Raw genomic sequence first — 20671 nt, forward strand, 5'->3', positions numbered from 1 at the left:
TGCCTCACACGGAGCGCAAGAATCGGATAATCTTGAGATCGAGAGAAATTCTTGCCCGCAAAGGAGACCTCATGGCACGGATCATTTACACTCACACCGACGAAGCTCCCATGCTCGCCACCGCCTCCCTGCTGCCCATCATCGAAGGCTTCACGGCGCAGGCCGGCATCGACGTCGAGCTGCGCGATATCTCCCTGGCCGGCCGCATCATCGCCGCCCTGTCCGACTTCCTGCCCGCGGGCCAGCGCCAGTCCGACGCGCTCGCCGAGCTCGGTGAGCTGGCCAAGACCCCCGAGGCCAACATCATCAAACTGCCCAACATCTCCGCCTCGATCCCCCAGCTCAAGGCCGCGATCGCCGAGCTGCAGGCCGAGGGCTACGCGCTGCCCGACTACCCCGAGCCCCCCGCCACCGATGAGGAGCGCGAGATCCGCGCCCGTTACGACGCCGTCAAGGGCTCGGCCGTCAACCCCGTGTTGCGCGAGGGCAACTCCGACCGCCGCGCACCCCAGGCCGTGAAGAACTTCGCCAAGGCCCACCCGCACTCGATGAAGCCATGGTCGGCCGACTCCCGCACGCGGGTGGCCACGATGGACGCCGGCGACTTCCGCGCCAACGAGGTCAGCACGGTCATTTCCGGCGACGGCGCCGTGCAGATCGTGTTCGTGGGCGCGGGCGGGGAGCGCGTGCTGCGCGAGGTGCCCGTGACGGACGGCGAGGTTTTTGACGCCACGAAGATGGACGCCGCGGCGCTCCAGGAGTTCTTGGCCGGGACCGTGGCCGAGGCGAAGGACACCGGCGTGCTGTACTCCTTGCACATGAAGGCCACCATGATGAAGGTCTCCGACCCAATCATCTTCGGCCACGCCGTCGCCGCCTTCTTCCCCCAGACCTTCGCCGCCTACGGAAAGGCGCTTGCCGACGCCGGCCTGTCGCCGAACGACGGCCTCGGTTCGGTGCTTGCCGGGCTCGACGCGCTGAAGAACGGCTCCGAGATCCGCGCCTCCTTCGAACGCGAGATGGCCGAGGGCCCGGGCCTGTCCATGGTTAACTCCGACCGTGGCATTACCAACCTCCACGTCCCCTCCGACGTGATCGTAGACGCCTCGATGCCGGCCATGATCCGCAACGGCGGCAAGGCGTGGGACAAGGATGGCAACACGGCCGACACCCTGGCCGTCATCCCTGACTCCAGCTACGCCGGGGTCTACGAGGCTGTGATCGAGGACTGCAAGGCCAACGGCGCTTTCGACCCGGCCACCATGGGCACCGTGCCAAACGTGGGCCTCATGGCGCAGAAGGCCGAGGAGTACGGCTCGCACGACAAGACGTTCGAGATCGCCGAGGCGGGCCACGTGGAGGTGCGCAAGGATGGTGAGGTGCTCCTGCGCGTTGAGGTGGGCGCGGGCGACATCTACCGCTCGTGCCAGACGAAGGACGCTCCGATCCGCGACTGGGTCTCGCTCGCCGTGCGTCGTGCCCGCCTGTCTGGGATGCCGGCCGTGTTCTGGCTCGACCCGGAGCGCGCCCACGACCGCACGATCCGCGCCAAGGTGGATGCCTACCTGCTCGAGGAGGACACCACCGGGCTCGACATCCGCGTCCTGTCGCCCATCGAGGCCACGCGCTTCACGCTCGAGCGCATCCGCAAGGGCGAGGACACGATTTCGGTGACCGGCAACGTGCTACGCGACTACCTCACCGACCTCTTCCCCATCATGGAGCTTGGCACGTCGGCCAAGATGCTGTCGGTGGTGCCGCTCATGGCCGGCGGTGGCCTGTTCGAGACAGGCGCGGGCGGTTCGGCGCCGAAGCACGTGGAGCAGCTCATCAACGAGATGCACCTGCGCTGGGATTCGCTCGGCGAGTTCCTGGCCCTGGCCGAGTCGCTACGCCAGCTCTCCCGCTTCGCCAACAACCCGCGGGCCGCCGTGCTCGCCGACGCGCTCGACCGCGCCACCGAAACCCTGCTCAATGAGGGCCGCTCGCCGCAGTACAAGACCGGCACGCCGGACACACGCTCCTCGCACGCCTGGCTCGCCATCTACTGGGCTGACGAGCTCGCCAAGGCCGACGACGACGTCGCCGCCACCTTCGCGCCCTTCGCCCGCCAGCTGGCCGAAAACGCGGAGACAATCGAGGCCGAGCTGCTCGCCTCGCAGGGTCAGCACTCCGGGATCGAGGGCTACTACCACCCGGACAAGGCGCAGGTTGAGGCCGCGATGCGGCCCTCGGCCACGCTGAATGCCATCATCGACGCGATGCGGAAGTAGCCCCCGCCTTCGCGTGCGTCCACCAGAAGAACATTCCAATCATCAGCCCGCCGCCCACGATGTTACCGAGCGTGACGGGGATGAGGTTATCGAGGAGGAATGACTGAACGGTGAGGGTGCCGGTGGCGCTCGGGTCCAGGCCGAGCGCCACCGGCCCTTCTGACGTCCAAAACTCCGGGCCGACCATGCGGCTGGTGGCGATCGCCATCGGGATGAGGAACATGTTCGCCACCGAGTGCTCGAAACCCGTGGCCACGAACAGCGTGATCGGAGCGAAGGCGGCCAGGATCTTGTCAGCCGTGGTCTTGCCCGTGTACGAGGCCCAGATCGCCAGGCACACGAGCATGTTGCACAGGATGCCGAGCACGAAGGCCTGGCCCCACGAGTGGGAAAGCTTACCCATTGCGGCACTCATCGCCACCGCGCCCCACGCACCCTCGCCCTGCATGTAGGTGCCCGAGGCCACAATGAGGGCGGCCAGCACCAGGGCGCCCGTGAAGTTGCCCAGGTACACGATCCCCCAGTGCTTAGCCCACTGCCCCGCCCTGATCCGGTGCTCGGTGAGCGGGATGAGAGTCATTGTGGTGGAGGTGAACAAGTCCGCACCCGTGAGGATCACCAGGATGAGGCCCACCGAGAACGACACCCCGCCCACCAGCTTCGTCAGCCCGTACCACTCGGCATGGACGGCACCCATCTGGGTGGTCGTGTAGAAGACGAAGCCGAGGCCGATGAGGAAGCCGGCCATGACCGCGAGCGCGAACGACTTCCGCGCCGGGGCTGTGGCCTTGTGGTACATCTGCTCGGCCAGGTAGGCGGCGGTTTCGTCGGCAGTGCGGGAAAGCGTGGACATGGTGACCTTTCGTTCGGCAAACTGCTTCACCATACCCTACGCAGGCGTAGGACCCCGCCGCATGCCCAGGTGTGGCTACCTGTCCGGCGCCAGCCCGACAGAAGTCGTGAAAATACCGGCTACCGATTGCCATAGGGACCTGGCAGCTCTCTCATTCACGAGTTGTGACGGGGCGCGCTGTTATTGGTAGGAAACGAAGTCTGGCCGCGGCTCGACCTGGTAGGTCTGCTCGGGGGTGAGCATGGGCGCGTCCTCGTCGTAGAAGTTCTTCCAGCCCCAGTGGGTGACGTTCGGCGCATTGTCGAGGAGGGTTGTCCACGTGGCGGCCTTGGCCTCCTGCGCGCCTTGCCCGTCCACGTGGATGAGGTAGGCCAGCTCGGCGCGGGACTGGTCGAGCTGGTCGATATTGCGCAGCATCTGCACCTGGAACTGGTGCAGGATCAGGAGCTTTTGCGGCAGGGCGTTCTCGCGCACGAAGTCCGCCAGGTAGGTGGCCACCGCGTTGACCTCGGCCATGTCCACGTGCCCGATCCGAGTGAGGGGCAGCTCGTCGGGCGCAAGGCGCCACTCCGGGTCGAGTGCCACGCCCACGTTCGGGTAGGTCAGTAACTCCTCGTAGGCCTGGACCTGGCTGAGAAAGTCGGCACGGCCCGGCTGGAAGTCGAGCACCACGTACTGGCCGGCGGCCTGCGCCGCCTCGATGAGCGGCTTGAAGCCCTCGGGGTCCCATTCGTTGGAGTAGTTGCCGTCGTCGCCCGGGCCGCCCGAGGCCACGGTCACGATGACTTCGAGCGCGCCGATCACCTGGTCGTCGGTGAGGGCGCGGTAGGGTGCCGCGGTTTCCTCCGCGCGGGCCACCGTCTCCTCCACGCTCTGCTCGCCGAGCACCCCCAGGGTGGTGGTGTACGGGGAACCGTAGAGTGCCACGTAGCGCTTGCCGCCGAAGATCAACTGCCCGCCGCCGGGGAGCTGCGCACCGGTCGAGGCGGCTGCGATCTGCCAGTCCAGATCCGGGTTTGCGGCGGCGAAGCTGGCCACCACGCCCTTGGCCTTGCCCAGCGCCTGGACAGTCTTGGCGGTCCCGCGCGGGTCGCCCTCCGACAGGAGCGCCTTGCCTCCCGCCGCCACCGACGTGCCGACCGCCGCCAGGTTCACCCCGTCGGTCAGCACCACCGAGCCGGGGGCGCGGGTGGCCGCCTCGACGTCGAGCGGCAGGTCCGACGCCGCTCCCGGATCCTCGTCATAAATGACGGTGCCGAGGGTGGTGAGTGCCTCCTCCACGCTCTCGCCGCCCGTGAGGTCGCCCACGTACGTGAGCCGGATGCCGAGCGCGTCCGCCGCCGCCTTCGCGCCGGGCCCAAGCGGCAGTTGCGTGCGCTCGCCCCACGTTGCGCTGTCCACGACGCCGTCCGTGAGCACCACCTGGACGCCCAGGCGGTCGAGCTCGCCGAGCACGGGCTCGGTGGGCTCACCGCCGCCAAGCGTCAGGGCGGGGACGCCGAGCGCCGCGGCATAGGAGGCGGCCGCCCATGAGTCCTCCGCCGTCACGATCGCCACCTGTGCCGAGGCAAACCCGGCCTGGGATGCCTCGATCGACGCGGCCAGCGACTCGGGATTCAAGACCACGCGCTCGAGCGGCTGGGCCACCGCCACCGGCTGGGGCGCTGGAGGGGTGGCAGTCGGCGTCGTCGGAGAAGAATCACCGTGGCGCCCGATCGCGACCGTGACCAGGCCGGCGAGCACGAAAACCACCAGCGCCACGATCAACTTCTTCATGCCATCCCCCTTACTCCTCCCGGATCGTGCGCCCTACAGCGCGGCCGCGCGCGGCTCCACGCCCTCCGGGGAAAGGGTGACGTGGGCGGCGTCGCGCCCGTACACCCACAGCAGCACCTCGCCGGGTTCGCCCGTCACGGTCACCACACCGCCAGAGGCCGACCTCGGGTGGACGTCAAGCGTGAGGCGGCCCGGGATCCGCAGCTGCACCGGACGAGAGGCGCCGCGGAGCATCATCCGCCCCGCAATCATCGCCGCCTTCGTCAGCGTCGCCTGCTCGTGCTCACTCATCTTCCGCGCGGGAACCAGCGTGCCGTCCACCATCCACTGGCCGCGGCGCACGTCCTCGTGATGCACGAAATGCTCCGCCAGATTCATCCACCGATCCACGATACGCACAGGGCTGAACCGGCCCGGGCTCTCCGCCCACGCCTCCACCAGCTCCTCATACGGGCGGGCGAGCACCTGGGCCGTGACCGCATCCAGGTGGCCCTGCGCGGCCGAGACGAACATGCCTGCCGCCGCATCCGGGCGGTTCTCACGAACCCACAGGTGAGCCGCCAAATCGCGGGTGGTCCACCCCTCGCACAGCGTGGGGGCGTTCGGGCCCTGCTTGATGAGGAGGTCGGCGAGTCGGCGTCGTTCATCGTACGAAAAAGTCACGGTTCCAGCCTAAACCAGGGTGACGCGCACATGACCGGGAAGTTGGCCCGCGGCGATATTGCGGGCCCTGGCACTATGCGCGCGGCCGCACATGTAGAAGAATGGAGGCATGACAGAATACGAGCCCTATCAGTACTCCAACCCGGACTACTCCGAATCCCCGGTCGATCCCACCGACCGCTCCTGGGCGATGATCGCCCACCTGTCGGCCATCATCGCGTGGGTGGTCTCCGCCGGTTGGGTCTCCTTCATTGGCCCGATTGTCATCTGGTTCCTCAAGAGCGACCGGCCGTACGTGCGCCGCGCGGCCGCCCAGTCCTTCAACTTCAACCTCGGCATGTGGGTGATGTCGATCGTCGGCTGGATCCTCATCATCACGCTCCTGCTCCTGCCCGTGGGCGTCATCCTCGTGATCGCCAGCTTCCTGCTCACCCTGTGGCACCACATCCGGGCCACAATCGCGGCGTCGAACAACCAGTCCTACCACTACCCGTACCAGATCAAGATTCTCAACTAGGCCGCTGGCGGAGGCCGTAGGTCCGGACATGACCTTGGCTTCGGTCGCCGGTAGCCCTTGGCACCCGCCACCCGCGACCCTACGCGGGACGATTTCGGCCGCATCTTCGTACATGTGAAGAAGCGGCCGAAATCGTCCCGTGAACGCCCGGGTCCGGGACTACTCCTCGGGCTCGTAGGGTGAACCCGGGCCCGGCATCCACTCGACGCCCGGCACGTTCCACTTCTCCGCCTTCATCACCTGCTGCACGCGTTTGGCGAGCTTACCCTGGAGGCGGTCTACGTAGATGCGGCCCTGCAGGTGGTCGTACTCGTGCTGGAGGATGCGGGCGAACCAGCCGCGCGCCTCGAGCTCGTACCACTCCCCCTTCTCGTTCTGCGCCCGAAGGAGCGCGTACGGCGAGCGCCGGATCGGGAAGGAGTAGCCGGGGAAGGATAGGCACCCTTCGGAGTCGGCGTACTTGTCGGGCTCGACGGTGTCGATCGGCTCGATGAGCAGCGTGGGATTGATTGCCACGCCGCGAGCGGGGCCGTCGTGCTCGTCGTAGACCCACACGAACATCGCCTTGTCCAGGCCGATCTGCGGGGCGGCGAGCCCCACCCCCGGGGCCTTGACGGTGGTTTCGTACATGTCCTCCACGAGCTGGGCGAGGTCGTCGTCGAACACGGTGACCGGTTCGGAGGCCTTGTGGAGCACGGGGGAACCATAAACGTGAATGGGATGAATCATGGGACTAGGTTACGCCATCCCCGCAGGCGTCCACTCATCCGCGACGCCTTTCTGACAGACGCGCGAGCAACTTGCCGTCGCCGATGTCACAGAAGCGTCGCCAACGCACGGGCTCCGGCGCGAAAGCCGGGCATCCGGAGGCGGCAACACCGGCAGACCGACCCGCCACAGTTATTGGAATTATTCCCATGTGAATTCACTGACAGAACTGTAAAACATTCCAATGCCGTGGTGGTTATAGTTACGATGGTCACGACAGCAAGGGTGCCTGCAGTGCACCCTTTGCATATGCTGGCCCCCTTCTCACACACGTTAGAAGGAACATCATGCTTAAGGGCTTCAAGGATTTCATCTCGCGCGGTAACGTGCTCGACCTCGCAGTCGGCGTCATCATCGCTGGCGCTTTCTCCGCCATCGTCACCGCTCTCAACGAGCAGATCCTCATGCCGCTCATCGCCGCGATCTTCGGCAAGCCGAACTTTGACCACATCTGGACCATCAAAATCAACGGTGCCACCATCCTCCCCGGCACCCTCATCACCGCCACGGTGAACTTCCTCATCGTGGCCGCCGCGATCTACTTCTTCGTCATCGTGCCGATCAACAAGCTGAAGGCACCCGAGGCACCGGCCGAGGAGACCCCGGTCAAGACCGACGAGGCCGTGCTTCTCGAAGAGATCCGCGATCTCCTCGCCCGCCAGAACTAAGACGTCGACGCCGGAACTCATCCCGGCTGGCACAAGGGGGCAGCTGTCCGATCGGGCAGCCGCCCCCTTTCGCATGTGCCGAACCGGGCCTTACCCCTCTTGGGTGCGGACCTTGCCCCGGCTAAGGCCGAGGTAGCCGAAGAACCCGAGCAGGAGGGAGGCGATCACGCCGATGTTGCCGTACGCCCACACCGAATCCCGGCCGCCGACCAGGCCGAGCAGGTAGCCCTGCCAGTTGTTCCAAGCTGCATCCTCGGCGAACCCGTTGACCACGAGCCCCCAGCCGATCACGCACGCCACCACCATGAGGCCGAGCGAGGCCCAGTTGTAGGCGCCGTAACGGCCGGCGGGGTCGAAGAGGGCAGCTTCATCGTAGTCACGCTTGCGCAGGATGATGTCGGCCATCATGATGCCGGCCCAAGCGGCGAGCGGCACGCCCAGGGTAATGAGGAAGGACTGGAAGGGCCCGATGAAGTTGGGTGAGAAGAACACCACGAACACGGTGCCGAGGGTGAGGATGACGCCGTCGATGAGAGCGGCGAGCGGCCTGGGGATGTGGATGCCGAGCGTGAGCAGGGTCAGGCCGGAGGAGTAGATGCCGTTGATCGCGCCGGAGAGCAGGGTGAGGATCGCGGTGATAAGGAACGGGATGAGGAACCAGGTGGGCAACACGCTGGCGAGCGCGCCGATCGGGTCGTTGCTGACGTTGACGGCAGCCTCGGGGTTGGACCCGGCGAAGAGCAGACCGAAGGTGATGAGCACGACTGGGCCGAGCGAGGCCCCGAAGGTGTTCCAGAAGATGATCTTGCCGCCGCTGGCGTCGCGCGACTGGTAGCGCGACCAGTCAGCGGCAATGTTGATCCAGCCCAGCCCGGTGCCGGTCATGACCATGGTCATCGCGCCGATCATTTGCGCCGGCGAGCCGCTGGGGATCTGCATGACGGCGCCAAAGTCGATGTGCGGGATGACGAGGAAAATGTAGACCATCGTGGTCAGCCCGGTGAGCCAGGTGAGCACGGACTGGACCTTCATGATGATGTGGTATCCGGCCACGGCGCCAAGCACAATGAGGACGGCGACGACGACGGACGCCCCCACCCGCACGCCCACCGAACCTTCTTCGGCCCAGCCGAGCCGGGTGAAGATGGTGGAGGTGGCGAGCACGGCGGTGATCGCGAGCATGGTCTCCCAGCCGATGGAGGTCAGCCATGACACGACGCCGGGGGCCTTCGCGCCCTTCACCCCGAAGGCGGAGCGGGACATGACCATGGTGGGCACGGATCCTCGCTTGCCGCCGATGGCGATGATGCCGCAGAAGATGAAGGAGAGGATGACTCCAATGGTGGTGATCGCGGTGGCCTGCCAAAAGGAGATCCCGAAGTCGAAGATCCACGCGCCGTATGACATGCCAAACACGGAGACGTTGGAGGCGAACCACGGCATGAAGAGGTTGTGCGGTTTGGCGGTGCGCTCGGATTCCTTCACAATTTCGATGCCGACGACCTCAATCCCGAGGCCCTTCGTGTCGAGCGAGGCTGTGTCTTGTTGCGTCATATCAAACTCCATTCACAGGTTCTAGCGTGGATACCTGCGCCTCGTTTCTACCTCAGGTGCGGATCGGACGCAATCAATCTGTGGATTCCCAACCGTTTTGAGACAACCAGTCACGTGCGATGACCGATGCCATCTCTTCGCCTTCCACGGAGCGGACATTCATGTCGATGAGGGCCTCGGGCGTGAGGCGGGCCTGGATGGCGTTGATGACGCGGGCGGCGTCGGGGTCGAGCCGGGTGGAGGCGAGAGGCACGACGTGCGAGGCGAGGAACATGCCTTGCGGGTCGCTCAGTACCACGAGGTCGTTGATCTGGATCGCGGGGCTCGCGGAGAAGACGTTGGCGAGCTCGATCTGCCCGTCGAGCAGGGCCTTGACGGTGAGCGGGCCGCCCTTGTCTTCTATGGGGGTGAAGCCGACGTCGACCCCGTAATGCTTCTTTAGCCCCTTCGGCCCGTTGGGCCGGTTCTCGAACTCGGAGTTGGAGCCGACCGTGAGCGGCCCATCGTAGCTCGCAAGATCGGCGAGCGAGGTGATGCCGGTCTTCTCGGAAAATGTGCGCGAAACCACGTAGGAATCCTGGTCGGTGGCGCCAGCCTGGTCCAGGATCTGCAGGCCATGTGGCACGCGCTCGGTGAGCTCGGCGTAGATCCCCTCGGCGTCGGTCACCGTGTTGTTGGGGTTCCAGTACTGCAGCAACGGGCCGGAGTACTCGGGGAACAGGTCAATGCTCCCGCTCTCGACCTCGCCCAGGTACACCTCCCGCGCCCCGATCTTGAACTCGCGGGCCACGGTGAAACCGGCATTTTCGAGCGCCTGGGCGTAGACCTCGGCGATGATCGCGTTCGAATAATAGTCGGCCGACCCGATGACGATCGCGTCCCCCGGCCCGTCTCCTCCCCCAAGTGCCTCGGCTCCCCCACACCCGGCGAGGGTGAGCGCTAGCGCGACAACGCCTGCGCCCCTCCGTCCCCACGCGCGGCTTCCTGCCGTCCCGGCGCGGCCGGCGTCCTTACGATGGTACATCAGTATTCCTCCCTGGTCCTAGGCGATCCCGACCCTACGCTCGGCGCGCTTGACGGCGAATCCCACCCCGAGGTCGAGGATGAGCGCGAGCACGATGACTACGATCGCGGCGCCCAGCACCTCCTCGTAGCGGCGGGTGGCCAGCCCGGAGAAGATGAAGCGGCCGAGGCCGGCGTCGGCGACGTAGGCGGCGAGCGTGGCGGTGGCGACCACCTGGACGATCGCCGAGCGGACACCACCCATGATGATCGGTGCGGCGAGCGGAAGTTCGACGTCGCGCACCACCTGCCAGCCCGACATACCGAGCGCGTGAGCTGCCCGCACTGTCATCGGGTCGACGTTCGCAACCCCCGAATACGCGCCAGCGAGCAACGGCGGGATAGCGAGGACCACGAGCACGATCGTGGGCGCGGCCAGCCCGATGCCCAGCATGAGCCCGAGCAACGTGAGCAAGCCGAGGGTGGGGATGGCGCGCGCGGAGCCGGCGATCGCGGCCACGACGTTTTGCCCGCGACGCGTGTGCCCAATGGCGACGCCCGCGGGAAGGGCGAGCGCGGCTGCAATCAGCACGACGACGGCCGCCAGGCCCACATGCTGGCCGAGGCGGTGCAGGATACCGGACGGCCCGGCCCAGGAGGCGGGGTCGGCGAGCCAGGCCAGCGAATCAAATAGCAGATCCACGCGCCACCTCCTTCGCACGAATCCTGGTCCACGGGAAGATCACGCGCCCGCCGAGCACGGTCGCCGCGTCGAGCGCGAGCGCCAGTGCTACGGTCAGCACCAGGCCCGTCAACACCTCGGGGATGATCCCGCGCTGGAAACCGTCGGTGAAGAGCGTGCCCAGACTCTGGCTGCCCACCACCGCGCCCACCGTCACCAGGCTGACCGTGTTCACGACAACGACGCGCAGCCCTGCCACGATCACCGGTCCGGCGAGCGGGAGCTCGACCGCCCAGAACCGCTGCCAGGTCGAATAGCCCATCGCGGTGCAGGCGCGCATCGTGTCAGCGGGGACGGCGGCGAAGGCGTCCGCCACCGTGCGCACGAGCAACGCCACCGCATACACGCTGAGCACGATCACCACCGTGAGCGAGGAGCGAATCGGCGCGCCCGTGATGACGGGGATGATGATGAACATGGGCAGGGACGGGATCGCATACAGGATGCCGATGAGGGCGACGATCGCCTCCCGGCCCAGGCGCCACCGGTTCGCCGCCCAGCCCACCGGCACCGAAATCACCAGGCTGAGCGCGAGCGCGGCCACCGCCAGCCACAGGTGGACGAGCGTCAGGTGCCCGATCCACGAAAGATTGGCCGAAATCCAGCTCATTCCAGGGTCCCTAGCAGGCGCCCGGTGCCGTCGCGGACCAGCCGCCCGTCGTCGTCGAGACACAGCCGCCGCGAGCCGTCGGTGATGCCGATGAAGGAGGCCACGAAGTCGGATGCGGGGTTAGTGAGCAGCTCGGCGGGCGCCCCACGCTGGGCGATGGAGCCGCCGTGAAGGATGACGACGTCGTCGGCAAGCGCGAGCGCCTCGTCGATGTCGTGCGTGACGAACAGGATCGTCTTGCCCAGCTCGCGTTGCAACCGGCGCACCTCCCCCTGCAGCTCGCGCCGCACGATCGGGTCGACCGCGCTGAAGGGCTCGTCCATGAGGAGGACGCTCGGGTCAGAAGCGAGGGCGCGGGCCACGCCCACGCGCTGGCGCTGCCCGCCCGAGAGCTGGGCCGGGTAGCGCCGGGCCAGGCTCGCGTCCAGGCCCATAATCTCCATGAGCTCCATCCCACGACGCCGCGCGTCGGCCTTGGTCGTGCCGTTCAAGAGCGGGACTACGCATATGTTGTCAAGGATCGTGCGATGCGGGAGCAGGCCGCCGGACTGCATGACGTAGCCAATCGAGCGGCGAAGCTTGACGGGATTGACGCCGGCCACGTCTTCGCCGTCGATGAGGATGCGGCCGGCGGTGGGCTCGATCATGCGGTTGACCATGCCCAACAGCGTGGTCTTGCCCGATCCCGAGGAGCCGACCAGCACCGTGGTCGAGCGGGCGGGAACGGTGAAGCTGACGTCGTTCACCGCTCGGGTATCGCCGTAGGTTTTGGTGACGGAGTCGAATTCAATCATGAGGTAAACCGGCCCTCGCGGGGCATGCGCCCGATGAACCGGATCGGGTCGAGGGGCGGGCGGTTGGATTCGCCGAGGCGCTGGCGGTGCGCGGAATCGATGTCGCCCACGTACAGCCAGCCCATGAGCAGCTCGCTATCGGCCAGACCGTGCGCCTCGCGCACCTGTTGCGCGTTCGCGAACGTGCCCGTGCGCCACATGACACCCCAGCCTGCCTGCCACAGTGCGAGCTCAAGCAGGTGGCCGACCCCGGCCGCCGTGGCGTGCTGCTCCCAGGTGGGCACCTTTTCATGCTCGACCGGGCTGGCCACCAGCGCGATGAGCAGTTCGGCGCGGAACGGCTTGGGGTTGACCTCGCCCGGCTCGCGCTCGATCCCCTGCGCCGCGTCAAGCGCGCGGGCCAGCGTCAGTCGGTCCTCCCCGCGCAGGAGGATGAGCCGCCACGGGCGCAACGCCTTGTGGTCGGCCACGTGCGTGACCGCCGCGAGCAACGTGGCGATCTCCTCGTCCGACGGCGTGTTCGGCCCAACCTTCGACACAGAGCGGCGGTGGGCGATCGCGTCCAAGACAGGATCATCGAGGAACTTCATGGCGAACTCCAAAGGTAGACACGTCTGGCGAGTCTACGTAGTGGCTGGTGGGTACCAGTAGGCGCATTAGCTGGCGGCGAAAACTCAGCCGACCGGCCGGCACTTGGCCGCACCTGCGAGCAAGATCTCGAGGTCCGCTTCGTCCGGGGTTGCCTGCGGGTCGTTGATGATCGCGTTGAGAGCATCGGCCGACAGCTTGTCATACGCGTAGTCGGCCACGCACTGCACCGACTCCTCGATCTGCGCCTGCACCTCGGGGTCATCCGCGCCACCCTGCTCCTCAAGCGCGGCGGTCGCGCCCGCGAGCAGCAGCTGCTCGAACTCCTCCTTCGAGGCCTTCGGATTGCCCTGCGAATCAACCTCAGGGGTGGCGGCCGCCGTGGGCTCCTCGGTCTCCGTTTCCTCCTCGGTCGGCTCCGACGTGGCCTCGGTGCTCTGCTCCACCTTCGGGCTCGCCGATTCGGTCTCCACGGTCTCCGGCTCGCTGTTTCCGCACGCGGCCAGGCCGAGCACCAGGGCGCATGCGAGTGCAATCTTCTTCATCTTTCCTCCATCGGCGGGTGGTCTCATACAACCACACCCGCCCCCACGGTTGCATCCGCCCGGATTTCGCTTGCCGCTGATCGCCGGCGGCATTGTCGCCTTGCCGGGGTCGCGACAGGACCGGCGACGCGGACGCGCGGGCGTGAGTCGCGGGTCGGATCGGTCCTCATCTGCACATATACAGCTCTTCGCAGTTAAGGGCGTTCGGTTAGGGCTCGCCGCGCCTGGCGCCGATAATTCGCGCCGCCGGCGAAATCTCTGCCCGGTACCGGCTACGCCCGTCACAACTCGTGAACCTGAAGACGGCCTAGCACCTACAGCAATCGGTAGCCGGTATATTCACCAGTTCTGTCGGTCGGGACCCGGAACAAGCCACGCGGCGTGGCCTAGAGCGGCTTGACCATGATCAGACAAGGCGAGTCCTCGCCCCACAGATCCGTCTCCTCGAGCGCAAGGAAGCCGAACTTCTCGTAGAAGTGGCGCGTTCGGGCGTAGCCGGCATCGGCGTGGGAAGCACCGAGCGTTTTGACCTCGAGGAGGCGGACGCCACAGCCAATCGCGTCGGCCTCGATGGCCGCCAGCATCGCCGTCCCAACGCCGGTACCATGCACCTCCCGGTCGACGACCAAGAGGTGGATCTCCGCGACATGGGGGAAATGACGATCGACGAGCGTGATGCCCACGACCCGCCCCGCTAAGTCGCGGACGGACCAAGTCTCCTTCGAGCGAGCCGCCGCGATGTACTCGGCATTGGCCGCCTCTATCCCGAACCATTCGGGGACGGTGGCGAGAATCCGGGCGACGTCTTCGGGAAGGGGCTGATCACGCGTGGCGAGCCAAGGAACACTACTCATGGTCACCAGTTAACACCCCATGGGTGGGCCCCTGCTAGAACCGACTCTTCTGGCACTCCACGGGCGGCGGTTTGGCGGCGTCAGACCCGAACTAGCGCGGGAAGCGCCGACAAAGATCAGGACCCTGTAGCTTTTCGTTCGCATTTTGGCCCTTTTTGGGCTCAGAGTCCTGACGTTTGACGGGCTGCGAGCCTGCCCGCGCCCACCAAGCACATGGCCATGGCCCCGGAGCGCCACACCATGATCCACTTCGAAGACGAGGTGAAAGCCCGCGCCATGGACTTCGGCAAGATGTTCGCCCGCCAACCCTGGGCCGAACCATTCGACTACGAGCTGCGCGGCATGTTCATCGAGTACCAGCTTGAGACGAAGAAAAACGTGACGAGCTTCTGGATGCCAAAGGAGCAGTAAAGCCTGGGCCGTCCGCCAAACCGAGGCTGACACACCACGTTAGAGGAGCTCGTGACGACGGCGGCGACTCACCCCGCGCTTGCACTCCTCCAACTGGAACATTTGTTGCAGTAATTGTTCCAGTACTTTCCAGTTCTTTCCCGTTAGTCCCTCGGCAGCCATACAGACATGGTCGTTATGTCCCGCGGGTGATGGGCGTGATCTTATCCAACTCGTCCGCGAGCGCATCCATCTCGATCTCCAAATCGTAATGCGACTGCAGATTGATCCAGAACTGTGCACTCATTCCGAAATACCGTCCCAGGCGCAAGGCCGTATCGGCAGTAATGCGCCGCTTGCCGTGAACAATCTCGTTGATCCGGCGCGGAGGAACCCCGATCTCCACGGCTAGCTTGTTCTGTGTGATCCCCATCGGCCCAATGAACTCTTCCAAGAGGACTTCACCGGGCGAGATCGGCGAAATCTTCTTCCCCATCATTCACCCCTCCTAGTGATAATCGACGATCTCCAGTTCACTCGGACCCATGAAAGTCCAAACGAAGCAGATTTGCCACTGATTGTTGATTCTTATGCTGAACTGGCCAGCCCGGTCCCCCTTGAGGGCCTCGAGCCGATTTCCGGGCGGAATCTTCAATTCGTTGAGATCCACCACCGAATCGAGTAAGCGCAGTTTTTGCAGCGCTTGCCGGTTCAACCGGAAATCGAGCCACCTTACCGGCTGTCGCAGGTAGAGCGCCTCGGTATCCCGGTCAGCGAAAGAAATGATCACAAGCCAAGCGCATAACGCTCCGCGTTAATAACGCCAGTCGTTATATGCAGGAGCTACGGCCCCAGGCGGATCTACACGTTGAACATAAACTCCACGGTATGTAGTTGCAAAGTTACTTTCTCGAGAACCTCGCCGCCCACGTCGCTCCCGCGTTGGGCGGCAGCCGAACCACAAAGGATCAGTCATCTGCTATCCCATCGACTAATTCTTGCAGGTCGCAGGACCTTCGCGTAACTGTCAGTTCAGCGCATTTTGAATAGTTCAGCACACGATGTATTGTTAAGCACATGCTGACCATTGCTTCACGCCTCGACGTCATGAACCGGCTCGGCCGGGCCATGGCGGATCCGACGCGCTCCAGAATCCTGATGACACTACTCGACGGCCCGAGCTACCCGGCCGTGCTTTCGCGCGACCTGGACCTGACCCGCTCGAACGTCTCGAACCACCTGACCTGCCTGCGCGACTGCGGCATCGTCGTCGCCGAGCCGGAGGGCCGCAAGACACGCTACGAAATCGCCGATCCGCACCTCGCGGCAGCGCTCAACGCGCTGGTGAACGCGACGTTGGCTGTCGACGAAAACGCCCCGTGCATCGACCCTGAATGCTCGGTGCCCGGCTGCGGCGAGAAGGGAGCGGACGCATGAGCTCGGCGTGTGGATGCGCACACGAACCCGCCAAAGAGATCGAAGAACTCGATCGGCCATGGTGGAAGGACCCCGAGTTGCTACTGCCGATCTTCTCCGGCGTAGCCCTCGGCATAGGCCTGGCGCTGGACTGGTCCGGGATAGAGACACCCGCGACAGTACTGTTCTGGGTCGGCCTGCTGCTAGGGGCGTATACGTTCGCGCCCGGCGCGATCCGAAACCTTGTCACGAAGCGCAAGCTCGGCATTGGTTTGCTGATGACGATCAGCGCGGTCGGCGCGGTAATCCTCGGTTACGTCGGAGAGGCCGCGGCGCTAGCGTTCCTGTACTCGATCGCCGAGGCGCTGGAAGACAAGGCAATGGACCGGGCACAGGGCGGACTGCGGGCACTGTTGAAGTTGGTACCTCAGACCGCGACGGTGCTGCGCGACGGCACGTCGGTCAAGGTCGCAGCGAAGGACCTCGTGGCTGGCGAACTGATGCTCGTGCGCCCCGGAGAGCGGATCGCCACGGACGGCATCATTCGGTCTGGACGTTCCAGCCTTGACACCTCAGCGATCACCGGAGAATCCATTCCGGAGGAGGTTGCACCCGGCGACGAGGCGCCCGCGGGTGCGATCAACTCCGCCGGTGTGCTGGAAGTAGAGACGACCGCAGCTGGAACGGACAACTCGCTGACCACACTCGTCGACCTCGTCGAGCAGGCGCAGGCGGAGAAGGGTGACCGCGCCCGGATCGCCGACCGAATTGCCCAACCCCTAGTGCCCGGGGTGATGATCCTGGCGGTGCTGGTCGGCGTGATCGGCTCGCTGCTGGGTGACCCAGAGACTTGGATCACCCGTGCGCTGGTGGTCCTGGTCGCAGCGTCGCCGTGCGCGCTGGCAATCTCCGTGCCGCTGACGGTCGTGGCCGCGATCGGCGCGGCCAGCCAGTTCGGCGTGGTCATCAAGTCCGGCGCGGCGTTCGAGCGACTCGGCGGCATCCGTCACCTAGCGGTGGACAAGACCGGAACCCTTACCCGCAACCAGCCCGAGGTTAACGGAGTGGTCCCGGCAGAGGGATTCGATCGGGCTCAGGTGCTTGCTTTCGCTGCGGCAGTTGAGCAGCAATCGACGCACCCCCTCGCCGCGGCGATCGCGGCAGCGGAGCCCGAAGCACCCGCCGCCCTGGACATCAGCGAGGAAGCCGGACATGGCATCGGCGGCACCGTCGAAGGCCGACGCCTGCTGGTCGGCAGCCCCCGGTGGATCGACGCCGGGCCACTGAAGGGAGACGTTGAGCGCATGGAATCCGAAGGCCAGACCTGCGTCCTGGTCACCGTCGATGACACCCTCGCCGGAGCGATCGGCGTCCGCGACGAGCTGCGGCCCGAGGTGCCCGAAGCCGTGCAGACCCTGCGCGCCAACGATGTGGAAGTGAGCATGCTCACCGGCGACAACACTCGTACCGCCCGGGCGCTGGCTGAAATCGCCGGAATCGACGACGTGCGCGCCGAGCTGCGCCCGGAGGACAAGGCAAGCATCGTAGCCGAACTCTCCTCCAAGACGCCGACGGCGATGATCGGCGACGGCATCAACGACGCGCCGGCACTGGCGGGCGCAACGGTGGGCATTGCGATGGGAGCAACCGGCTCTGACGCCGCGATCGAGTCCGCTGACGTCGCCTTCACTGGCCACGACCTCCGGCTGATCCCGCAGGCGCTGCAGCACGCCCGCCGAGGCAGCAGGATCATCAACCAAAACATCGTGCTGTCTCTGGCTATCATTATCGTGTTGATGCCACTGGCGATCAGCGGTGTGCTGGGCCTGGCCGCCGTCGTGTTGGTTCACGAAGTCGCCGAAGTCATCGTGATCTTGAACGGCCTGCGGGCTGCACGAGCGAAACGCTGAGGCTGTGACCGGCAAGTCTTATAAGAGTTAAACCACGCGCCGAGCGCACACACGTTGGACCAGGCGAGTCATTCGAGTTCACCACCTGGTCTTTCTCGATGCGTGCAGGCACGGGAACTGTGGGTGAACCTAATAGTTCAACGGCCCGATACCGCTTGCAGATTCTGCACTCGAGGTAGCGGAATGAACCGAGGCCGAACGAAAACCGGAGATAGAGACAGCGCTCTTCAACCTACCCCCCAATAACGCGAAACGTCATTAACGCTCCGCGTTACACGTTAAATTTGAACTCCACCGTGTTAACCCCTATAAATTAATCTGCCAGCAGCGACGAAGCCAATTTTGCGAAGGCTCTAACTGCACCGGCACTGTCAATCTTGTCTAATTGGGCTGCAGATACCAGTTGAGGATCTGTAAGAGCTGCTTTGACCTGCTCATAATCGTTGGCAAGGACGATTAGGGAGCGATCGTGCATGAAGTTAGAGAACCGGATTTGATGAACGTCGATGTGTTCGCCCAGTTCTGGGTCGCGTGGAACGATCACCGGCTGGAAACCGCGCCGTAGCCATTCCATCATTAGGGAAGGTCCGCCTGGTAAAACCACACCTTTAAGTTTCCCGGCGAGGGCAGCCATTTCTTGGTGGCTGAGATTCTCGCGCCCGGTCGCTTCCTTCGGAGGTCGAGAAGTTCCATATTGCACCAGAACCGAAGCGTCCGGATTTTCGCGAGCAAAACGATCCGCCATCTGGATTAAACGGTCAAAAGACATATGGTGGGTGCCCACCATGAACAGGTAGTCGGCCTGCAGTTCGCGCTTACTGTTTTCGCTCATACTGGTGGTTTCACTCATAGTAGCGGTCCGATCACCGTGGCACGCGGATAAAGTTTCAGCTGTTCAGGCTATTGCACTGCGAAGCGATCTGCCAGGCGGTAACAGATTCTACCTGATAGAGAGGGGATCTCTATCCGATCGAAAACCTCAATATAGATAGTGGGAATCTTCATTAGACGCGCTAGGGCAATGAAAACCGTCCCCAAAGAGGCACCTGCAGACACCACTAATTCGGGGCGAGCCGAACGTAAAAGCTTCCAAGCTAAATGCAGCGAACGGAATACGTCACGTAAGTTGCGGTCAGGCGAATGCTCTGCCCACACGACCTTTTGATCGGCTAGCAGCGAGGTGGCATCGGGAGTTTTAAAAGTGACCCATAGGGTTTGCTGCTGCTCCCACCAGGGTTTAAGAGTATATAGCTGGGCTAAATGTCCCCCGGATGAACCCGCAAAAAGCACTTTAGCCATGTCGCTTATCCACTTTCACCCGGGCAGCATTTTCACATGCCGCAACTAGTTTCGCGGTTTCCGGGTCTGCGGAAAATATCTCTTCATTAGGACGCGGACCAGATAGCACCCCGTCGGCCACCCCTTTTACTCCCAGGCGCAACATTTTTTTCTTGTGCTCACTGACCTGCCACATTCTAAACCAGCGCACCAACATGGAACCTCCGTAAAGGATCCGATCCATGGTGAGCAGTCCTCGTGAACGCAATAGGAACCAAATTTTATTGCGAGTCTCGTAATAAAAGCGATCCCCAGGATCATCAGTAGCGGAGGCGGCCGCGCGGGTTTTGTGCACCACCACCGAGGCAGGTACGTACAATCCAATCCGGTTTTTCAGTAACCGGGCGGTATATTCCAGGTCGTCGTTCCAGATAAAGTAATCCGCAATCGGCAGTCCAATCTTGCGCACCTGTGCCACCTCTACCAGTATTGATACGAAGGAGGCAGCGCGCACTTGACGCAGTCCTAGACGTCGGGCGATTTGTTTGCGGTCGGGTGATATTAGCGGCCTTTCCCGATGGGCATTCATGGGATGCTCGCTACCGTCGATCCACTGTGCCTGTGACGCCAGCAGCGCTGGGGAACCAGGATAACGCTGACCGGCCTCGAGCAGCTGCGCTAACGCATCTGGTGTAGGAATGGTGTCGTCATCCATAATCCAAATAAAATCGTGATTTTCCAGCTCTTTATAAGCCAGAGCGTGTGCGATCCCGGCGCAAAATCCGCCCGCGCCACCGGTATTTTCTGAAAGCTCGATTACACGGTCCACTACCGGGTGCTGCTGGGCAAGACGTGAAGAGTCATCGGTTGAGGCGTTATCAACCACGATTACCCGCTGAACTGGTCTGGTCTGCGTAGCGATTGCGTCCAGACATTCGCGAAGCAGTTTAGCGCGGTTATAAGCTACTACCACCGCAAATACCTGACGTTCTTCGCCCATTACCCTATCTCCTGACCTAGTTTTTTCCATCATATCTAAGGCGCGAGATATCCGAACCATCAACGTCTCCTATTTTCATCACCTGCACCCTCCCTATACAAAAGTGCCCTCCAACGCCGGGAAAAAGCATAATTTTCCCGCCCCAAAAGACGAACCCGGAGGGAGATTCCGTCGCGGGAGGGTGATTTGGTTGAGAAAGGCAGCAAGCTTTCAGGCAAACTATCGGAAAAGAATTGCCATGCCCGAGGGTAATGTTCTCCTCGGAGGGCGCTTTGGGCTCTAAATCACGCACACTAAAGGGGAGCCTTGGCGTAAACCCGGGCTAATGCCCGAGAACCCGCCAAGGCTCCCCTAGCATGTTTAGCTAACTAGATAGCCAGCAAAGTTACGGGCTATAGGACATTTGGTGTTGTTTTTGTCTTGAGTTTTCGTTGGCGTGGTGAAGCGTCCTGGGTTTAGTTCCTACCTCA

General features: G+C 64.1%; 23 protein-coding genes. 6 read left to right on the plus strand and 17 right to left on the minus strand.

The annotated features are described in order from the left end of the window. The first annotated feature begins 71 nt into the window (after positions 1 to 71). Entirely contained in the window at positions 72 to 2273 is a 2202-nt protein-coding gene (locus tag HMPREF3167_RS05170; RefSeq protein ID WP_068538789.1) for an NADP-dependent isocitrate dehydrogenase, read from the plus strand. Here HMPREF3167_RS05170 and focA read toward each other — a convergent pair. The 3 genes from focA to HMPREF3167_RS05185 all read right to left on the minus strand — a co-directional run bounded on the left by focA (position 2251) and on the right by HMPREF3167_RS05185 (position 5565). Beyond that, complete coding sequence (focA, locus tag HMPREF3167_RS05175; RefSeq protein WP_210382968.1) at positions 2251 to 3159, minus strand: formate transporter FocA; 909 nt, start codon at positions 3157 to 3159, stop codon at positions 2251 to 2253. The genes HMPREF3167_RS05170 and focA overlap by 23 nt on opposite strands. A 147-nt stretch (positions 3160 to 3306) precedes the next feature. Beyond that, positions 3307 to 4902 carry a hypothetical protein gene (locus HMPREF3167_RS05180; RefSeq protein ID WP_070445871.1) on the minus strand — a complete coding sequence of 532 codons (1596 nt, stop codon included), beginning with the start codon at positions 4900 to 4902 and terminating at the stop codon, positions 3307 to 3309. 33 nt (positions 4903 to 4935) lie between these two features. Next, entirely contained in the window at positions 4936 to 5565 is a 630-nt protein-coding gene (locus HMPREF3167_RS05185) for a TIGR03085 family metal-binding protein (RefSeq protein WP_062613679.1), read from the minus strand. Between the two features lie 109 nt (positions 5566 to 5674). Between HMPREF3167_RS05185 and HMPREF3167_RS05190 the strand changes: the two genes are divergently transcribed. Continuing rightward, positions 5675 to 6082, plus strand: a complete 408-nt coding sequence (locus tag HMPREF3167_RS05190) for a DUF4870 domain-containing protein (protein ID WP_062613680.1) — start codon at positions 5675 to 5677, stop codon at positions 6080 to 6082. 159 nt (positions 6083 to 6241) lie between these two features. Here HMPREF3167_RS05190 and def read toward each other — a convergent pair whose 3' ends face one another. Beyond that, complete coding sequence (gene def / locus HMPREF3167_RS05195; RefSeq protein WP_068538787.1) at positions 6242 to 6811, minus strand: peptide deformylase; 570 nt, start codon at positions 6809 to 6811, stop codon at positions 6242 to 6244. Positions 6812 to 7137: 326 nt separating this feature from the next. On the opposite strand from def, the gene mscL reads away from it, so the two are divergent. Then, a complete protein-coding gene (gene mscL, locus HMPREF3167_RS05200) occupies positions 7138 to 7518 on the plus strand; it encodes a large conductance mechanosensitive channel protein MscL (RefSeq protein ID WP_062613682.1) in 381 nt (126 codons plus the stop codon). 90 nt (positions 7519 to 7608) lie between these two features. On the opposite strand, the gene HMPREF3167_RS05205 is transcribed toward mscL, so the two are convergent. The 8 genes from HMPREF3167_RS05205 to HMPREF3167_RS05240 form a co-directional block, all read right to left on the minus strand. Beyond that, on the minus strand, positions 7609 to 9072 hold the full coding sequence (locus HMPREF3167_RS05205) for a purine-cytosine permease family protein (protein ID WP_062613707.1): 1464 nt from the start codon (positions 9070 to 9072) through the stop codon (positions 7609 to 7611). Between the two features lie 73 nt (positions 9073 to 9145). Further along, positions 9146 to 10096 carry an ABC transporter substrate-binding protein gene (locus HMPREF3167_RS05210; RefSeq protein WP_070445874.1) on the minus strand — a complete coding sequence of 317 codons (951 nt, stop codon included), beginning with the start codon at positions 10094 to 10096 and terminating at the stop codon, positions 9146 to 9148. Positions 10097 to 10114: 18 nt separating this feature from the next. Further along, the gene (locus HMPREF3167_RS05215; protein WP_068538785.1) at positions 10115 to 10777 is read right to left on the minus strand and encodes an ABC transporter permease; all 663 of its coding nucleotides are present in this window, start codon (positions 10775 to 10777) and stop codon (positions 10115 to 10117) included. Further along, a complete protein-coding gene (locus HMPREF3167_RS05220; protein ID WP_062613685.1) occupies positions 10761 to 11426 on the minus strand; it encodes an ABC transporter permease in 666 nt (221 codons plus the stop codon). Before HMPREF3167_RS05220 ends, HMPREF3167_RS05215 begins: the two co-directional genes overlap by 17 nt. Further along, positions 11423 to 12220, minus strand: a complete 798-nt coding sequence (locus tag HMPREF3167_RS05225) for an ABC transporter ATP-binding protein (protein ID WP_062613686.1) — start codon at positions 12218 to 12220, stop codon at positions 11423 to 11425. The genes HMPREF3167_RS05220 and HMPREF3167_RS05225 overlap by 4 nt, the downstream gene beginning before the upstream one ends. Beyond that, complete coding sequence (locus HMPREF3167_RS05230; protein ID WP_070445877.1) at positions 12217 to 12810, minus strand: nitroreductase family protein; 594 nt, start codon at positions 12808 to 12810, stop codon at positions 12217 to 12219. The genes HMPREF3167_RS05225 and HMPREF3167_RS05230 overlap by 4 nt, the downstream gene beginning before the upstream one ends. Positions 12811 to 12894: 84 nt before the next feature. Further along, positions 12895 to 13353 (minus strand): putative periplasmic lipoprotein, encoded by a 459-nt coding sequence (locus HMPREF3167_RS05235; RefSeq protein ID WP_062613688.1) that lies wholly within the window; start codon positions 13351 to 13353, stop codon positions 12895 to 12897. 386 nt (positions 13354 to 13739) lie between these two features. Further along, positions 13740 to 14207, minus strand: a complete 468-nt coding sequence (locus HMPREF3167_RS05240) for a GNAT family N-acetyltransferase (RefSeq protein WP_070445887.1) — start codon at positions 14205 to 14207, stop codon at positions 13740 to 13742. A gap of 213 nt (positions 14208 to 14420) precedes the next feature. Between HMPREF3167_RS05240 and HMPREF3167_RS05245 the strand changes: the two genes are divergently transcribed. Further along, a complete protein-coding gene (locus HMPREF3167_RS05245) occupies positions 14421 to 14618 on the plus strand; it encodes a hypothetical protein (RefSeq protein ID WP_179853707.1) in 198 nt (65 codons plus the stop codon). Between the two features lie 175 nt (positions 14619 to 14793). Here HMPREF3167_RS05245 and HMPREF3167_RS05250 read toward each other — a convergent pair whose 3' ends face one another. Both HMPREF3167_RS05250 and HMPREF3167_RS05255 read right to left on the minus strand, forming a co-directional pair. Next, positions 14794 to 15093, minus strand: coding sequence for a HigA family addiction module antitoxin (locus tag HMPREF3167_RS05250; RefSeq protein ID WP_101923791.1), 300 nt, complete (start codon positions 15091 to 15093; stop codon positions 14794 to 14796). A 12-nt stretch (positions 15094 to 15105) separates the two neighbouring features. Continuing rightward, positions 15106 to 15387, minus strand: coding sequence for a type II toxin-antitoxin system RelE/ParE family toxin (locus HMPREF3167_RS05255; protein ID WP_062613690.1), 282 nt, complete (start codon positions 15385 to 15387; stop codon positions 15106 to 15108). 287 nt (positions 15388 to 15674) lie between these two features. On the opposite strand from HMPREF3167_RS05255, the gene HMPREF3167_RS05260 reads away from it, so the two are divergent. Both HMPREF3167_RS05260 and HMPREF3167_RS05265 read left to right on the plus strand, forming a co-directional pair. Next, entirely contained in the window at positions 15675 to 16034 is a 360-nt protein-coding gene (locus tag HMPREF3167_RS05260; protein WP_034662574.1) for a Cd(II)/Pb(II)-sensing metalloregulatory transcriptional regulator CmtR, read from the plus strand. Next, on the plus strand, positions 16031 to 17923 hold the full coding sequence (locus HMPREF3167_RS05265; protein WP_062613691.1) for a heavy metal translocating P-type ATPase: 1893 nt from the start codon (positions 16031 to 16033) through the stop codon (positions 17921 to 17923). The genes HMPREF3167_RS05260 and HMPREF3167_RS05265 overlap by 4 nt, the downstream gene beginning before the upstream one ends. A 313-nt stretch (positions 17924 to 18236) precedes the next feature. On the opposite strand, the gene HMPREF3167_RS05270 is transcribed toward HMPREF3167_RS05265, so the two are convergent. The 3 genes from HMPREF3167_RS05270 to HMPREF3167_RS09410 are packed head-to-tail and all read right to left on the minus strand — an operon-like array spanning position 18237 to position 20201. Further along, positions 18237 to 18773, minus strand: coding sequence for a hypothetical protein (locus HMPREF3167_RS05270; protein WP_148132171.1), 537 nt, complete (start codon positions 18771 to 18773; stop codon positions 18237 to 18239). Positions 18774 to 18823: 50 nt separating this feature from the next. Then, positions 18824 to 19222, minus strand: a complete 399-nt coding sequence (locus HMPREF3167_RS09405) for a glycosyltransferase family protein (RefSeq protein WP_082661182.1) — start codon at positions 19220 to 19222, stop codon at positions 18824 to 18826. Then, the gene (locus tag HMPREF3167_RS09410) at positions 19215 to 20201 is read right to left on the minus strand and encodes a glycosyltransferase family 2 protein (protein ID WP_083281087.1); all 987 of its coding nucleotides are present in this window, start codon (positions 20199 to 20201) and stop codon (positions 19215 to 19217) included. The genes HMPREF3167_RS09405 and HMPREF3167_RS09410 overlap by 8 nt, the downstream gene beginning before the upstream one ends. Between the last annotated feature and the right edge of the window lie 470 nt (positions 20202 to 20671).

Origin of the sequence: Trueperella sp. HMSC08B05 (genome assembly GCF_001808405.1) — a bacterium.
Classification (GTDB): Bacteria; Actinomycetota; Actinomycetes; order Actinomycetales; family Actinomycetaceae; genus Trueperella; species Trueperella bernardiae.

What these genes read in the sequence shown, in the direction of transcription:
- HMPREF3167_RS05225 (WP_062613686.1), bottom strand. Translation starts at nt 12,220, where the DNA reads ATGATTGAATTCGACTCCGTCACCAAAACCTACGGCGATACCCGAGCG.
- HMPREF3167_RS05270 (WP_148132171.1), bottom strand. Translation starts at nt 18,773, where the DNA reads ATGAGTGAAACCACCAGTATGAGCGAAAACAGTAAGCGCGAACTGCAG.
- HMPREF3167_RS05210 (WP_070445874.1), bottom strand. Translation starts at nt 10,096, where the DNA reads ATGTACCATCGTAAGGACGCCGGCCGCGCCGGGACGGCAGGAAGCCGC.
- HMPREF3167_RS05235 (WP_062613688.1), bottom strand. Translation starts at nt 13,353, where the DNA reads ATGAAGAAGATTGCACTCGCATGCGCCCTGGTGCTCGGCCTGGCCGCG.
- HMPREF3167_RS05180 (WP_070445871.1), bottom strand. Translation starts at nt 4,902, where the DNA reads ATGAAGAAGTTGATCGTGGCGCTGGTGGTTTTCGTGCTCGCCGGCCTG.
- HMPREF3167_RS09410 (WP_083281087.1), bottom strand. Translation starts at nt 20,201, where the DNA reads ATGGGCGAAGAACGTCAGGTATTTGCGGTGGTAGTAGCTTATAACCGC.
- HMPREF3167_RS05250 (WP_101923791.1), bottom strand. Translation starts at nt 15,093, where the DNA reads ATGGGGAAGAAGATTTCGCCGATCTCGCCCGGTGAAGTCCTCTTGGAA.
- focA (WP_210382968.1), bottom strand. Translation starts at nt 3,159, where the DNA reads ATGGTGAAGCAGTTTGCCGAACGAAAGGTCACCATGTCCACGCTTTCC.
- HMPREF3167_RS05170 (WP_068538789.1), top strand. Translation starts at nt 72, where the DNA reads ATGGCACGGATCATTTACACTCACACCGACGAAGCTCCCATGCTCGCC.
- HMPREF3167_RS05220 (WP_062613685.1), bottom strand. Translation starts at nt 11,426, where the DNA reads ATGAGCTGGATTTCGGCCAATCTTTCGTGGATCGGGCACCTGACGCTC.
- HMPREF3167_RS09405 (WP_082661182.1), bottom strand. Translation starts at nt 19,222, where the DNA reads ATGGCTAAAGTGCTTTTTGCGGGTTCATCCGGGGGACATTTAGCCCAG.
- HMPREF3167_RS05230 (WP_070445877.1), bottom strand. Translation starts at nt 12,810, where the DNA reads ATGAAGTTCCTCGATGATCCTGTCTTGGACGCGATCGCCCACCGCCGC.
- HMPREF3167_RS05245 (WP_179853707.1), top strand. Translation starts at nt 14,421, where the DNA reads ATGGCCATGGCCCCGGAGCGCCACACCATGATCCACTTCGAAGACGAG.
- HMPREF3167_RS05240 (WP_070445887.1), bottom strand. Translation starts at nt 14,207, where the DNA reads ATGAGTAGTGTTCCTTGGCTCGCCACGCGTGATCAGCCCCTTCCCGAA.
- mscL (WP_062613682.1), top strand. Translation starts at nt 7,138, where the DNA reads ATGCTTAAGGGCTTCAAGGATTTCATCTCGCGCGGTAACGTGCTCGAC.
- HMPREF3167_RS05190 (WP_062613680.1), top strand. Translation starts at nt 5,675, where the DNA reads ATGACAGAATACGAGCCCTATCAGTACTCCAACCCGGACTACTCCGAA.
- HMPREF3167_RS05265 (WP_062613691.1), top strand. Translation starts at nt 16,031, where the DNA reads ATGAGCTCGGCGTGTGGATGCGCACACGAACCCGCCAAAGAGATCGAA.
- HMPREF3167_RS05205 (WP_062613707.1), bottom strand. Translation starts at nt 9,072, where the DNA reads ATGACGCAACAAGACACAGCCTCGCTCGACACGAAGGGCCTCGGGATT.
- def (WP_068538787.1), bottom strand. Translation starts at nt 6,811, where the DNA reads ATGATTCATCCCATTCACGTTTATGGTTCCCCCGTGCTCCACAAGGCC.
- HMPREF3167_RS05260 (WP_034662574.1), top strand. Translation starts at nt 15,675, where the DNA reads ATGCTGACCATTGCTTCACGCCTCGACGTCATGAACCGGCTCGGCCGG.